Source organism: Streptomyces sp. ISL-96 (assembly GCF_018614035.1).
Taxonomy (GTDB): domain Bacteria; phylum Actinomycetota; class Actinomycetes; order Streptomycetales; family Streptomycetaceae; genus Streptomyces.
The window spans coordinates 1-12,446 of sequence record NZ_JAGGPA010000091.1 but is presented as its reverse complement, the minus strand read 5'-3'; the positions used below and the strand labels follow the sequence as shown (position 1 = coordinate 12,446).

The following is a 12,446-nucleotide window of genomic DNA, read 5'->3' as shown; positions in this document are numbered from 1 at the left end:
AAGTACGGGTCTAGGGGGCGGTGCGGCCCCAGGCTCAGCGGCCGCGGGAACGGCCGTTGGTACAACATCCCCATTCCCACGCACACGAGCACCCAGGCTGACGGCCAGCTGGCCTGCCAGGTCGACCTGCGGACCCATGGTCGTGGCGGGTGGGGCGCGACAGTTGAATGGGGGGACTCGGGCCGGTTCGGCGTCCACCCCGGCCGGTGATCGGCTGGGCCTCAAGCACCTTGCTGATGTGGGTGGGTGGTGGCGCACCGAACGGCGAGGCAGGTGCGAATCCGCCACGCCAGTCGGCGGTCCACGCGGAGGCGCGAGAGCCGATGTGGGCCGAAACGCTCCCGCGATGGCCGGAGGCGCAACGGGTGAGACGGATGGGACTGGAGGGGCATTGGGATTCATCAAATGTTGGGTTAGTTGCGTTCCGGGCGCGGAGTCGCGTTGCTGGAGCGACCGAGCCTCGCCAAGGCCGAGATTCTCGGTGTTAGTTGGAGGCGGACTGCGGCGGGATGAACTCTCGGCCGCCGTGTCCGGGGCCACCGGGTGCAACCGGCCGTCGCGTGCACATCGGCCTCGCTACTCAGCCGGTCCCTCGCCTACCGGCCGGGTGGGCCGTCGGATGCCGTCTTCTGATGGGTTGAGTGCACTCCTACGCCCGCTCCCGGCCATTGGCGTGCAACAAACCCCACACATAACGCACGCCTAGGCCTCCCAAAGTAGGCAAAGAGGGGCGAAAAGGGCGCGTCTGTGCGTCATGTGCTGGGTTCGTCCCATCCCGACGGTGTGCGAGCCGTGAACCGCCCCATCTGCTCCGGCCAAGAGTGTCAGCTGTCCCACCGGACGGGCTGAGAGCGTGCGCCGCCCCAACTAGTCGTACCGAAAGCTTCGAACCCCTGTCGGGTTGGCCGTGGGTGTAGAGCCGGCCTGCTAGCCCGATCGCTCGTCCGGCCGCTCGTCCGGCCGGGCCGTCGGCAGGACCACCGACCCCTGGGTGCCCCTCCACCCACCCACACCAGCCACCTGCTTGAGGCACAACCGACCACCGGCCGGGGCGGACGCCACACCCACCCGAGTCCCCCCATTCAACCGTCGCGCCCCACCCGCGCCGACATGAGTCCGCACGTCGACCCGCCAGCCCCGGCATCCGCTCACGTGGGTGCTCGTGTGCGTGGGAATGGGGATGTCGCACCAGCGGCCGTCGCCGCACCCGCCGACACTGGGGCCGCGCCGCCCCCTAAACAGACCGCGCCCCACCCACTCACCCGACAGCCACCAAACCCACCCGCGCTACTCCCCGGAGCCCCGGTGTGGGCCTTTTTCTTTGGGCCGTCCCCGTATAAGCGTTAGCGGTGGGCCGGGGCGGCGGGTCAAGGGGAGCCCGAAGGGCTCTCGCGCAGCGACGCGACGCAGGAGCGCCCTTGACGCGCCGCCACGGCCCACCGACACTCGAGCGCCCGGGACGGCCCGAAACCCCCAGAAGCAAAGGGTCTGACGCCAACGCCCCCGGCGGCCGAATCCATCGGCTACCGGGGGCGTTGGCGCGTGCTTACGCGTGTGGCGCGTGCGCCTTAGATCAGGCCGAGCTCGCGCACCGCGTCGCGCTCTTCCTTGAGCTCCTGCACCGACGCGTCGATGCGCTTGCGGGAGAACTCGTTGATGTCCAGGCCCTGGACGATCTCGTACTTGCCGTCCTTGCAGGTGACCGGGAAGGAGGAGATGAGGCCCTCCGGAACGCCGTACGAACCGTCCGACGGGATACCCATCGACGTCCAGTCGCCCGCCGCCGTGCCGTTCACCCACGTGTGGACGTGGTCGAGGGCGGCGTTCGCGGCCGACGCGGCCGAGGAGGCGCCCCGCGCCTCGATGATCGCCGCGCCGCGCTTGGCGACGGTCGGGATGAAGGTGTCGGCCAGCCACTTCTCGTCGTTGACGACCTCGGCGGCGTTCTTGCCGGCGATCTCCGCGTGGAAGATGTCCGGGTACTGCGTCGCCGAGTGGTTGCCCCAAATGGTGAGGCGCTTGATGTCGGAGACCGTGGAGCCGGTCTTCTTCGCAAGCTGCGACAGCGCGCGGTTGTGGTCCAGGCGCGTCATCGCCGTGAAGCGCTCGGCCGGTACGTCCGGGGCCGCGGCCTGCGCGATGAGCGCGTTGGTGTTGGCCGGGTTGCCGACGACGAGGACCTTGATGTCGTCCGCGGCGTTGTCGTTGATGGCCTTGCCCTGCGGCTTGAAGATGCCGCCGTTGGCGGACAGCAGGTCGCCGCGCTCCATGCCCTTCGTGCGCGGGCGGGCGCCGACGAGCAGTGCGACGTTCGCGCCGTCGAAGCCGACGTTCGGGTCGTCGGTGATCTCGATGCCCTGGAGCAGCGGGAAGGCGCAGTCGTCGAGCTCCATGGCGGTGCCCTCGGCGGCCTTCAGGCCCTGCGGGATTTCCAGGAGACGCAGCTTGACCGGCACATCCGCGCCGAGCAGGTGGCCGGAGGCGATGCGGAAGAGCAGCGCGTAACCGATCTGGCCGGCCGCGCCGGTGACGGTGACATTCACGGGAGTGCGGGTCATGGCGATCTCCGTAAGACAGCTGGCGGTGGGGGTCCCTGCCCCTCGTTGCTGGATATCACCGGCACGCCCCGACCCCGACGCCGCTGGCGGCCTCTGAATCTTGACGTGAAGAGATATCCAGCGGTCAGGCTATCGGACCCCGGGAGCGCCGGTCTCCCGACCCCGTGTGGTGCGGCGCACATACCCCCGAACGCGGGCGGCCGCCCGCGCTGGAGGGGGGGTGCGCGGGCGGCCGACCACCGGGGTGGGTGCTGTGCACCCGTGGGGGGATACCTTGCGCCTTCCCCGTCCGGGCGCGGGCATTCCCCTTTTCTTGACCGGCTGTCCCCGGTCGTTCCCGGCTGTCCCCGGCCGTCCCCGGTTACTCCTGCGTGGTGCAGCCCTTCACACCGGACGCGAGAGTCGCGCACGCCTTCGCGTCAGCGGCCTTGGTCGCGGCGACCATCGGGGTGTACGCGTCCTTGTCCGCGTCGACCAAGCCGTTCTGGTCCTTCGGCTTCCCGCCCTGGCCGGTCTCGGCGGCCGAGGCGATCTGCACCTTGTCGCCCACTGTCGCCTGGGTGATACGAGCCCACGCCGCCCCGCAGGTCTTGCTGTACCGGACCTCGACGAATGCGGTGCCCACGGTCGCGCTGGACGTCGTCTTGGCGAACTCGCCGCCGCAGCCCATGGCCTCCGGGTCCTGTCCGGTGCACTTGTCGCCGAAGCATTCGACCCCGACGGGCAGCTCGGGAGCCGAAGTAGTCGGTCCGGCTGTCGGCTTCTTCTCCGCGACGGGGTCCTTGTCCTTGCCACCACCGAGGTCGGTCAGCAGTACGGCGGCCGCTATCACCAGGAGCGCCCCCACGACGCCCGCCAGGAACATCGTGACCTTCCTGCGCCCTCGCCGACCGTCCGGAGATCCGGGTCCCGAACCCAGTCCCGCACCCGGTCCCGAAGGCGATCCCGCACCCGCCCCCAATCCCGCTCCCCTGCCGGCCTGCTGCCGGGATATCCCGAAGCCCTGCGGCGGCGCGTCCGTCGGCGTACGACCTCCCGCGCCGGAAGCACCCGCACCCCCACGCGCACCATTACCCACGCCATTGCCCGCACCATGGCCGACGCCGCCCGGTCCCGTACCGATGGAGCCCGCGCCAGGCCCCATGCCCGTACCGGCGAAGCCCGCGCCCGTGGCGGGAGCGGGCGCGGACGCGTCCGTGGTCGTGCGCCGGCCCGGGCGACCGCCCTTGGCGGGCGACGACGGCGTCGTCGTCGTCGACGGGTGGCCGAACTCGCCCAGGGCGGCCCGCGCCTGCGAGATCCGTATCGCTTCCATGGTCATGTCGTGGCGCATCTCGGAACGGCTCCAGGCGCGTTCCGCGAGCTCCCACATGGTGGTCAGGTGGTTCGTGTTCGTACCGGTCACATCGGCCAGTGCGACGACCGCGCCCTTGGGCGCGAGCAGCCGACCGTTCAGATAGCGCTCCCAGGACGTCTTGCTGTAGCCGGTCCGGTCCGCGACCGCCGCGATGCTGAGCCCGCTGCGGTCAACCAGCCGGCGCAGCTGGCTCGCGAACTCCTTGACCTGTGGATCGAGCTCCTCCGGTAGAGCTTTCCAACGAGGCATTGCTTCCCCCTTGTCCCCCCGTACGTGCCTGATGTGCCCCGTGCTCTCGTGTCCCCCTGCCACACCCTCCGCGGTCCGTGTCCGGACTACCCAGAGGGATGCGCGAAGCCAGGATGTCAGTTCCTGGGGCAGGAGCGCACGGGAGCATTCGGCAGTCCGGCGTGCCCCCTCGCGCGCCCCCTCCCGATTCCCGGGAACAGTGTCCCATCGCAGTGGCCCGGCGCCGTCCGTAACCCCGCTGTTGCGCGGTGATCGGGCCGTGGCGGAATGGTCACCTCCGTGCCACAGGGACCCGGCACCCCTTGATCGCGATTGGCCCGTCCCCGACGCTGAAGACCGTGTCGGCGCCCGTCCTCCCTCGGGGGAGAGGACGGGTGCCGGCACGTACGGAAGGGACCGAGGCTCTCAGGCGCCGCCTTCGAACTCCCGGGCGCATAGGCCCGCTTGGAAAACCTTGAGGTGGCGCCGAGCGCGTCGCCATGAGTTGGCGACGCGCCTGCGGTACGTACGCAGAGACACGCCCAGGCGGCGCTGAACAGCGGCCTGACGCCGTCGACCACGTCCGGCGACGGGACCACCGTGTACGTCCGGGTGCCGCGCTCCGGCGCTCCGGCGCTCCGGCCAGGATCGCGATCCGCCGGTCGATGACGATCGCCTCGTGCGCCAGCGGCGCGGCGCAAATCCGGATCTGCGCGCCGGAGGCGGCGATCCGGAGAAGGCGGCGCTCGCCCTCGGCGTCGGACAGCGCCTGCGGGTGCAGAGCTTGCGCATCAACAGGCCACCCGGCATCAGCGGAGGCGCACAGGAACTCCTGCCGTGCACCCGCGAAGAGATCTGCGGCCCGTCGGACGAGCTCCTGTTCGCCCCGAAGGGCCGCCTTACCGCACCGTGAACCTGATCGCCGACTCCAGGAAGGGGATCTCCAGCCACGGTTTGGGCTGCGCCATCAGTGCGAGCAGCACGATGGCGGTGCCGAGCAGGCCGTACGTCGCCATGTCGGTGAAGCGCGAGCGTACGGCCAGCATGCCCACGGACGGGATCAGCCGGCGCAGCGCGGCTCCTGCGATCAGGGCCAGGCCGATCAGCAGCGTGCCGAGACGGAAGCCGATTCCGAACGCGTCGACCGCCACGAGCAGCAGCCCGAGCGCGATCGTTCCGAGGACCACCAGGAACGGCCACTGTCTGACCGGGGCGGCCCCGGACGCGGCGCGACCGCCGCCCTCCGGGCGCGCGGTGTCCCGGGTGAACAGCGGAAAGCGCCGCGTGGTGCGGACGGGCCCGTCCGGGCCCGGGGCGCTGACGACGCCCTTGGCCGTCGGTTCGGGCTCGCCGGTGTTGCCGGTCGCGCCAGTCCCGCGCGTCACGCCAGCCCGGTCCGCGGACTGCGCGCCGTCAGCGTCAGCAGTTCGCGCGTCCCGCGCGGCCGCCTCCACGGTGACATCGCCATCGCCGGTGACATCGCCGGTGACGGCCGGTTCCTCCGGACTCGTAGCAGCACCCATCGGTGGCGCTTCCTTCCCGCTCAGCTCGTGCCGGCGTGTGCGGCGTCGGCCGCCGCCCGCTCCGCCGCCTCGACGACGTTGACGAGCAGCTGCGCGCGCGTCATCGGGCCGACACCGCCCGGATTGGGAGCGACCCAGCCGGCCACCTCCGCGACCCCCGGGTGGACGTCGCCGACGATCTTGCCGTCCTCGTCCCGGCTGACGCCCACGTCGAGCACGGCCGCGCCCGGCTTGACGTCCTCGGGCTTGATGAGATGCGGCACACCCGCCGCGGCGATGATGATGTCCGCCTGCCTCAGGTGCGCGGAGAGGTCACGCGTACCGGTGTGGCACTGCGTCACCGTCGCGTTCTCCGACTTGCGGGTCAGGACCAGCGGCATCGGGCGGCCGATGGTGATGCCGCGGCCGACGACCACGACGTTCGCTCCCTTGATCTCCACGTTGTGGTGGCGCAGGAGCTGGACGATGCCGTACGGGGTGCACGGCAGCGGGCCGGGCTCGCCAATCACGAGCCGGCCGAGGCTCATCGGGTGCAGGCCGTCGGCGTCCTTGGCCGGGTCCATCAGCTCCAGGACCCGGTTGGTGTCGATGCCCTTGGGGAGCGGGAGTTGGACGATGTATCCCGTGCACTCCGGGTTCTCGTTCAGTTCCCGTACGACTGCCTCGATCTCCTCCTGGGAGGCGGTCGCGGGCAGTTCGCGCTGGATCGACGCGATGCCTACCTGGGCGCAGTCGCGGTGCTTGCCCGCGACGTACCACTTGCTGCCCGGGTCGTCACCCACCAGCACGGTGCCGAGTCCGGGGACGATGCCCTTGGACTTCAGAGCCGCCACGCGGGCGGTCAGGTCGGACTTGATCGCGGCTGCGGTGGCCTTGCCATCGAGAATCTGGGCAGTCATACCCCCATCCTCGCGGATGGACCCGCCCCGGTTCCAATCAGGCCGCCCCGGCCGAGGTTGCACTTGCACAACACATAGGCACCCCGACTGGACAAAGACACGACTGTCCTACAACGATGATCCGCGCAGTGCCGCGGACAGCGGCGGGGGGCACCGCTTGATACCTTGTGACGTTCCTCCGCTCGGGCCGCGACGTCCCCAGCACTTCCAACGGAGGAACCCCGCCATGAGTTTCGGCGACCCGAACAACCCCTACGGCCAGCCTGGCCAGCCGCAGCAGCCGCAGGGCCAGCCCGGCTACGGCTACCCCCAGCAGGCCCCGCAGGGCGTGCCGCCGCAGCAGCAGGGCTACGGCTACCCGCAGCAGGGCGCTCAGCAGCCGGGCCAGCCCTACGGCGCGTACCCGCAGGGAGCCCCTCAGGCCGGACAGCCGTACGGTGCCTACCCTCAGCAGCAGCCCGGGATGCCGTACAGCGGCATGCCGCCGTACGCTCACTGGGGGCTGCGGTTCGTCGCCATCCTGGTCGACGTCCTCGTCATCATGGTTCCGTACAGCCTGGTCTTCGTCGGTGGTGCGATGGGTGACTCCTTCGGCGCGATCCTCGCGGTCATCGGTTTCCTCGCCGCCATCGGCGTGGGGATCTGGATGTTGGTCCAGGAGGGCAAGACAGGCCAGACCATCGGCAAGAAGGCCATGGGCATCCGCCTGCTGCGGGAGGCCGACGGCCAGCCGCTCGGCGTCGGCATGGCGTTCGTCCGCCGCCTCGCCCACTTCCTCGACAGCATCCCCTGCATCCCGCTCGGCTACCTGTGGCCGCTGTGGGACGACAAGAAGCAGACGTTCGCGGACAAGATCTGCTCCTCGGTGGTCGTCAAGTCCCAGTGACCTGACCCCGAGCACGGCGAGAGGCCGCGAACCCCACCGGGGTTAGCGGCCTCTCGCACGTCCGCGTCAGCGTCAGCCGTCAGCGTCAGTGGAAGAAGTGGCGCGTGCCGGTGAAGTACATCGTCGCGCCCGCCTTCTTCGCGGCCTCGACGACCTGCTCGTCACGGACCGAACCACCCGGCTGGACAACGGCCTTGACGCCCGCGTTCAGCAGGATCTCCAGGCCGTCCGGGAACGGGAAGAACGCGTCGGAGGCGGCGTACGCACCCGCCGCGCGCTCCTCGCCCGCACGCTCCACCGCGAGCTTCGCGGAGTCGACACGGTTGACCTGCCCCATGCCGACGCCGACGGACGCGCCGCCCTTGGCGAGCAGGATCGCGTTGGACTTCACCGCGCGGCAGGCCCGCCAGGCGAAGGCCAGCTCGGCCAGTTCACTCCCGGAGAGCGCCTCACCACTCGCGAGCGTCCACGTCGACGGGTCGTCGCCCTCGGCCTGAAGCCGGTCGGTGACCTGGAGCAGGGCGCCACCGTCGATGGCCTTGACCTCCACCACATCCGACGGGGCGTCGGGGCAGACGAGCACGCGGATGTTCTTCTTACGGGCGAGCACCTCGACGGCGCCGTCCTCGTACCCCGGCGCGACGATGACCTCGGTGAAGATCTCGGCGACCTGCTCGGCCATCGCCACGGACACCGGCCGGTTGACGGCGATCACGCCACCGAAAGCCGACAGCGGGTCGCAGGCGTGCGCCTTGCGGTGCGCCTCGGCGACGTCCGCACCGACGGCGATGCCGCACGGGTTGGCGTGCTTGATGATCGCGACGCAGGGCTCGGTCTGGTCGTACGCGGCGCGCCGCGCGGCCTCCGTGTCCGTGAAGTTGTTGTACGACATCTCCTTGCCGTGCAGCTGCTCCGCCTCGGCGAGGCCGCCCGTACCGGAGGTGTAGAGCGCCGCGGGCTGGTGCGGGTTCTCGCCGTACCGCAGCACGTTCTTGCGCGCGTACGTCGACCCGAGGAAGTCCGGGAAGCCACTGTCGTCGGCCGCGGCGTAATCATCGGCGAACCAGGACGCGACCGCGACGTCGTACGCCGCCGTGTGCTGGAAGGCCTCGGCGGCGAGCCGCTTGCGGGTCGTCAGGTCGAACCCGCCGCCCTTCACCGCGTCGAGGACGTCGGCGTACCGCTCGGGGCTGGTGACAACCGCCACAGAGGGGTGGTTCTTGGCGGCGGCGCGGACCATCGAGGGGCCGCCGATGTCGATCTGCTCGACGCACTCGTCCGCAGTCGCGCCGGAGGCGACGGTCTCCTTGAACGGGTAGAGGTTGACGACCACGAGGTCGAAGGGCTCGACGCCCAGCTCCTCCAGCTGCGCGCGGTGCGCGTCGAGCCGCAGGTCGGCGAGGATGCCGGCGTGCACGCGCGGGTGCAGCGTCTTGACCCGGCCGTCCAGGCACTCGGGGAAGCCGGTGAGCTCCTCGACCTTGGTGACCGGGACGCCTGCCGCGGCGATCTTCCCGGCGGTGGAGCCGGTGGAGACCAGGGTGACGCCCGCCTCGTGCAGGCCGCGGGCCAGCTCCTCGAGGCCCGTCTTGTCGTAGACGCTGACCAACGCGCGGCGGATGGGCCGCTTCGTACCTTCGGCGGTCACTGGATAACTACCTTTCGTCCCTCAATGCGAAAGCCGTTACGGGCCAGGCGCCCCACGACATCGACGAGCAGCCTTCGCTCGACTTCCTTGATGCGCTCATGAAGAGCGGCTTCATCGTCCCCGTCCCGGATCTCGACCACGCCCTGCGCGATGATCGGGCCGGTGTCGACACCGTCGTCGACGAAATGAACCGTGCATCCGGTGACCTTCACGCCGTACGCGAGTGCGTCGCGTACGCCGTGGGCTCCGGGAAAGCTGGGCAGCAGGGCGGGGTGGGTGTTCACGAAGCGGCCGCCGAAGCGCGCGAGGAATTCCTTCCCCACGATCTTCATGAAGCCGGCCGAGACGACCAGGTCGGGCTCGTACGCCGCCGTGGCCTCGGCCAGCGCCAGGTCCCACTCGTCGCGGGAGGCGTAGTCCTTGACGCGGCAGACGAAGGTCGGCAGACCGGCGCGCTCGGCACGTTCGAGACCCGCGATCCCTTCCCGGTCGGCACCGACGGCCACGACTTGCGCGCCGTACGCGGCGGGGTCGTCGCCGATGGCGTCGAGCAGGGCCTGGAGGTTCGTACCGGAACCGGAGACCAGCACGACAAGGCGGGCGGGCGTGCCGGGCGGGCGGGGGGAGGGGGGCGGGGAGGCCACGGCGGGTCTCTTTCTCGCGGATGGTGCGGCTTGTGTGGTCGTACGAACGAATCGCATCCCCCGATACGGGGAACTCTACGAAGACGCCAACCGTCGGCAACGATACCGGCACACCGAGCGGCCCCCACGGGACGGGTACGTGGCCGGGAGGTAGCGTCAGGGGACAGGTTCCGTCTCCTGACAGGGACAATCCGTCTCCGGACGGGAACAGATCGACACACAAGACCCTGTGCGCACGGCGCATCCGGGTCTGAGGGGAAGACGTTCACCAGATGACGGACCGACGCCGCCGCGCGGCTCTCCGCCTGCCGCTTTCCGCGATGTACGCGGGACAGCGGGGTTCACAGTTGCTGCTGCGGGACCGCCAGTCCTCGTCCACACCGCCGACCCCGCCGCCCCCGCCTCCGTCGCAGCAGGGGGACGACAATCCCTTCGCGCCGCCGCCTGAGGGGCAGCCCGACCAGCCGTGGCAGCCGCGCAAGCCTGCGGACGGCGGCGGCGGCCAGGGTGACGGCAGTGACGAACAGGACGCCCCGTCGTCCTCCCCGTCCTCCGGGGGCAGCCAGTGGAGCCCCCGCCAGCCGGGCCGCCAGAGCGGCGGGTTCGGTGGGCCCGGCGAACGCCAGGGCGGCCCGGAGGGGCCGGGCGACGGCAAGGGAGGCGGCGGCACCGGACCGGGCCTGCGCTGGGATCCGACGGACCCCGCGCAGCGCCGGGCGCGTTACGCGCTGCTGTCCGGCATGTGGGCCTTCTTCTTCGCACTGTTCGACCTCCCCGAGGTCGCGCTGCTGCTGGGTGCGTTGGCGCTCTACTGGGGCATCAGCTCGCTGCGCGCGAAGCCCCGCCGCGCCCAGGACGCGGCGGCGGATGCCACGACCACGCCCGCGCCCGCGTCGCCCTCGGCCGGCAGCAGCAGGCCGCAGACGACGGCGGCGGTGAGCGGCCTGGTCACGGCGGCGCTCGCGCTGATGATCGTGGCGACGACGTTCACGGTGCAGTTGGTCTACCGCGACTACTACACGTGCGTCCAGGACTCCCTGACCCAGTCCGCCCAGGCGACCTGCAACGACCTGCTCCCGAAGCCGCTGCGCCCGATCTTCGGCGTAAAGGAGTAACCGGATCCTAAGCGCCGCTCAAGCCGCCCTCCCCCTCACCGGAGGTCTCCACACCGGGTGGAACCGCAGAGCTGGACGCCCCCGTACCCGGGGAAGCCTGGCGGGCGGAGTTCTCAGCGACCGGTGGAGGGCGGAAGCTGGAGGGCTGCTCACAGGGCGGTGACGGCGGGAGCGCGGAGTCGGCGGGGGCGCTCGGGGTCGCCGTGTCCGGCGGGTGCGCGGGGGAAGGCTCGGCCGGAAAGTCGGTCATCAAGCCGCCGGACGCCTCCTTCAGGGCCGCCCATCTCGCCTCCCGTACCCCGCTGTCGTGCCAGGCCGCCCCCACCGTGGCCTCGGGATCGCCGACGGGCAGGAATTCGGCTTCGCCGTCGTACGGCCCAGACACCTCGTCCCCCACCGCGCCACGGCCGCCAGGACGCCACCACGGCCTCGCAGCCACCGACCCCGTGGTGGTGGCGGGCCACTCGTGGCCGTCACTCCCGCCCCGGCCACCACGCCACCACGCCCGCTTCGCAGCGCCCGCACTCGAATCCTGAGCCGCGCCCAGCCACCACCACCTGCGCTTAACCCCCGCACCGCTCTCCTCCACAACCGCGGCAGCCGACCTTCCGCGCCAGGAGCGCGACGTCCGGTCGCGCAGGCGCCACGCTCGCAGGATCAGCGCGGCCGGGACCCCCAGCGTCACCGTCCACACCAGCGCCGCCCCGCCCGTACGCCACCACACCGGCCCGAACTCCGACAGCGCCCCCACGCCCAGCGGCCCGCTCGCCAGAGCCGCGAGTACCGCCATCGCCACCCCGCAGCCCACGCCCGCCAGGGCCGCCCCGAGGGCCGTTTCGCGGAGGGTCCAGGCTTCCTCCCGTACGGCGAAGGGCGGAGCGGCGGTGCGTACCGTGAACCACGCGACCGTGACCGCCGCCACCACCGGCACCGCCGCCGTCGCCCAGTGAACCAGCGCCGCCCCCTCCCCGGACGGCAGCGCCGCGACCAACGGAAAGTGCGGCAGCGCCGGAGTCCCCACCGCACCCAGCGGCGTGGCAGTCGCGCCCGCACCGAGGGCGAACCCGGGCCCCAGCCCATACGCGGCGCCCCACACAGCGGCATTCGGCGCGAGCGCCAGAACCAGCAGCACCACAGCCAGCCGCCCCGACCAATCCACCGCCAGTTGCAGAACCGCCGCCTGCGCCGCCCCCGCGTGCCACACCAGCGACGCCAGCGCGATCAACGCCCCGCCGCCCATCAGCGCCACGACCCCGGCCCCGGCGGCCCCGAGCGCGACCCGGAACCGGGGGCGCACAAAGGCCTCCCGCACGCCCCCCGGCACCCAGCGCGGCAGCGGCCCGCGCGGGCGCCCGTTCGCCGTCCACACCCCGGCCGCCGCACCCGCCGCCGCGACGACGGGCAGATGCAGCGCCGCGCTGAGCAGCCCGGCGGGCAGCGGCCCGCCGTACGCGTAAAGCACCGCGGCCGCACCGACGACCACATACCCGGCGACAACCCCGCAGAAGGCAACAAGCGCAGTGGGACCACCCCCCTGAAAGCCCCGCAGCTTCTCAAGCCGCCCCTCAACCCCCCGCTCCCCCCTTTC

Annotated in this window: 11 protein-coding genes; 4 read left to right on the top strand and 7 right to left on the bottom strand. The window is 71.4% G+C overall.

The window, feature by feature from the left end:
- Positions 1-210, top strand: a 210-nt coding sequence (locus tag J7E96_RS36235; RefSeq protein WP_215138080.1) for a hypothetical protein, incomplete at its 5' end; no start/stop codon positions are given.
- A 1,358-nt stretch (positions 211-1,568) separates the two neighbouring features.
- Here the strand turns inward: J7E96_RS36235 and J7E96_RS36230 are convergent.
- Positions 1,569-2,558, bottom strand: a complete 990-nt coding sequence (locus J7E96_RS36230; RefSeq protein WP_215138078.1) for a malate dehydrogenase — start codon at positions 2,556-2,558, stop codon at positions 1,569-1,571.
- Positions 2,559-2,919: 361 nt separating this feature from the next.
- A complete protein-coding gene (locus tag J7E96_RS36225; protein WP_215138077.1) occupies positions 2,920-4,164 on the bottom strand; it encodes an XRE family transcriptional regulator in 1,245 nt (414 codons plus the stop codon).
- Positions 4,165-4,822: 658 nt separating this feature from the next.
- Here J7E96_RS36225 and J7E96_RS36220 point away from each other — a divergent pair.
- Positions 4,823-5,056 (top strand): hypothetical protein, encoded by a 234-nt coding sequence (locus J7E96_RS36220; RefSeq protein ID WP_215138076.1) that lies wholly within the window; start codon positions 4,823-4,825, stop codon positions 5,054-5,056.
- Here J7E96_RS36220 and J7E96_RS36215 read toward each other — a convergent pair.
- Both J7E96_RS36215 and J7E96_RS36210 read right to left on the bottom strand, forming a co-directional pair.
- On the bottom strand, positions 5,043-5,666 hold the full coding sequence (locus tag J7E96_RS36215; protein WP_215138075.1) for a DUF3017 domain-containing protein: 624 nt from the start codon (positions 5,664-5,666) through the stop codon (positions 5,043-5,045). The two genes, J7E96_RS36220 and J7E96_RS36215, sit on opposite strands and share 14 nt — an antisense overlap.
- 20 nt (positions 5,667-5,686) lie before the next feature.
- A complete protein-coding gene (locus tag J7E96_RS36210) occupies positions 5,687-6,565 on the bottom strand; it encodes a bifunctional methylenetetrahydrofolate dehydrogenase/methenyltetrahydrofolate cyclohydrolase (protein WP_215138074.1) in 879 nt (292 codons plus the stop codon).
- A 226-nt stretch (positions 6,566-6,791) separates the two neighbouring features.
- Here J7E96_RS36210 and J7E96_RS36205 point away from each other — a divergent pair, with 226 nt between their 5' ends.
- Positions 6,792-7,451 (top strand): RDD family protein, encoded by a 660-nt coding sequence (locus J7E96_RS36205; protein ID WP_215138073.1) that lies wholly within the window; start codon positions 6,792-6,794, stop codon positions 7,449-7,451.
- Between the two features lie 85 nt (positions 7,452-7,536).
- On the opposite strand, the gene purH is transcribed toward J7E96_RS36205, so the two are convergent.
- Entirely contained in the window at positions 7,537-9,099 is a 1,563-nt protein-coding gene (purH, locus tag J7E96_RS36200; protein WP_215138072.1) for a bifunctional phosphoribosylaminoimidazolecarboxamide formyltransferase/IMP cyclohydrolase, read from the bottom strand.
- Positions 9,096-9,743, bottom strand: coding sequence for a phosphoribosylglycinamide formyltransferase (gene purN / locus J7E96_RS36195; RefSeq protein ID WP_215138071.1), 648 nt, complete (start codon positions 9,741-9,743; stop codon positions 9,096-9,098). Before purN ends, purH begins: the two co-directional genes overlap by 4 nt.
- Positions 9,744-10,015: 272 nt before the next feature.
- Here purN and J7E96_RS36190 point away from each other — a divergent pair, with 272 nt between their 5' ends.
- The gene (locus tag J7E96_RS36190; RefSeq protein ID WP_215138069.1) at positions 10,016-10,858 is read left to right on the top strand and encodes a hypothetical protein; all 843 of its coding nucleotides are present in this window, start codon (positions 10,016-10,018) and stop codon (positions 10,856-10,858) included.
- Between the two features lie 7 nt (positions 10,859-10,865).
- Here the strand turns inward: J7E96_RS36190 and J7E96_RS38355 are convergent.
- Positions 10,866-12,446: DUF6350 family protein (locus J7E96_RS38355; RefSeq protein WP_215138067.1), on the bottom strand; the 1,581-nt coding region annotated here is incomplete at its 5' end.

Coding starts and splice junctions, on each gene's coding strand:
- J7E96_RS36215 (WP_215138075.1), bottom strand. CDS start 5,666: ATGGGTGCTGCTACGAGTCCGGAGGAACCGGCCGTCACCGGCGATGTC.
- J7E96_RS36190 (WP_215138069.1), top strand. CDS start 10,016: ATGACGGACCGACGCCGCCGCGCGGCTCTCCGCCTGCCGCTTTCCGCG.
- J7E96_RS36230 (WP_215138078.1), bottom strand. CDS start 2,558: ATGACCCGCACTCCCGTGAATGTCACCGTCACCGGCGCGGCCGGCCAG.
- J7E96_RS36225 (WP_215138077.1), bottom strand. CDS start 4,164: ATGCCTCGTTGGAAAGCTCTACCGGAGGAGCTCGATCCACAGGTCAAG.
- J7E96_RS36210 (WP_215138074.1), bottom strand. CDS start 6,565: ATGACTGCCCAGATTCTCGATGGCAAGGCCACCGCAGCCGCGATCAAG.
- J7E96_RS36205 (WP_215138073.1), top strand. CDS start 6,792: ATGAGTTTCGGCGACCCGAACAACCCCTACGGCCAGCCTGGCCAGCCG.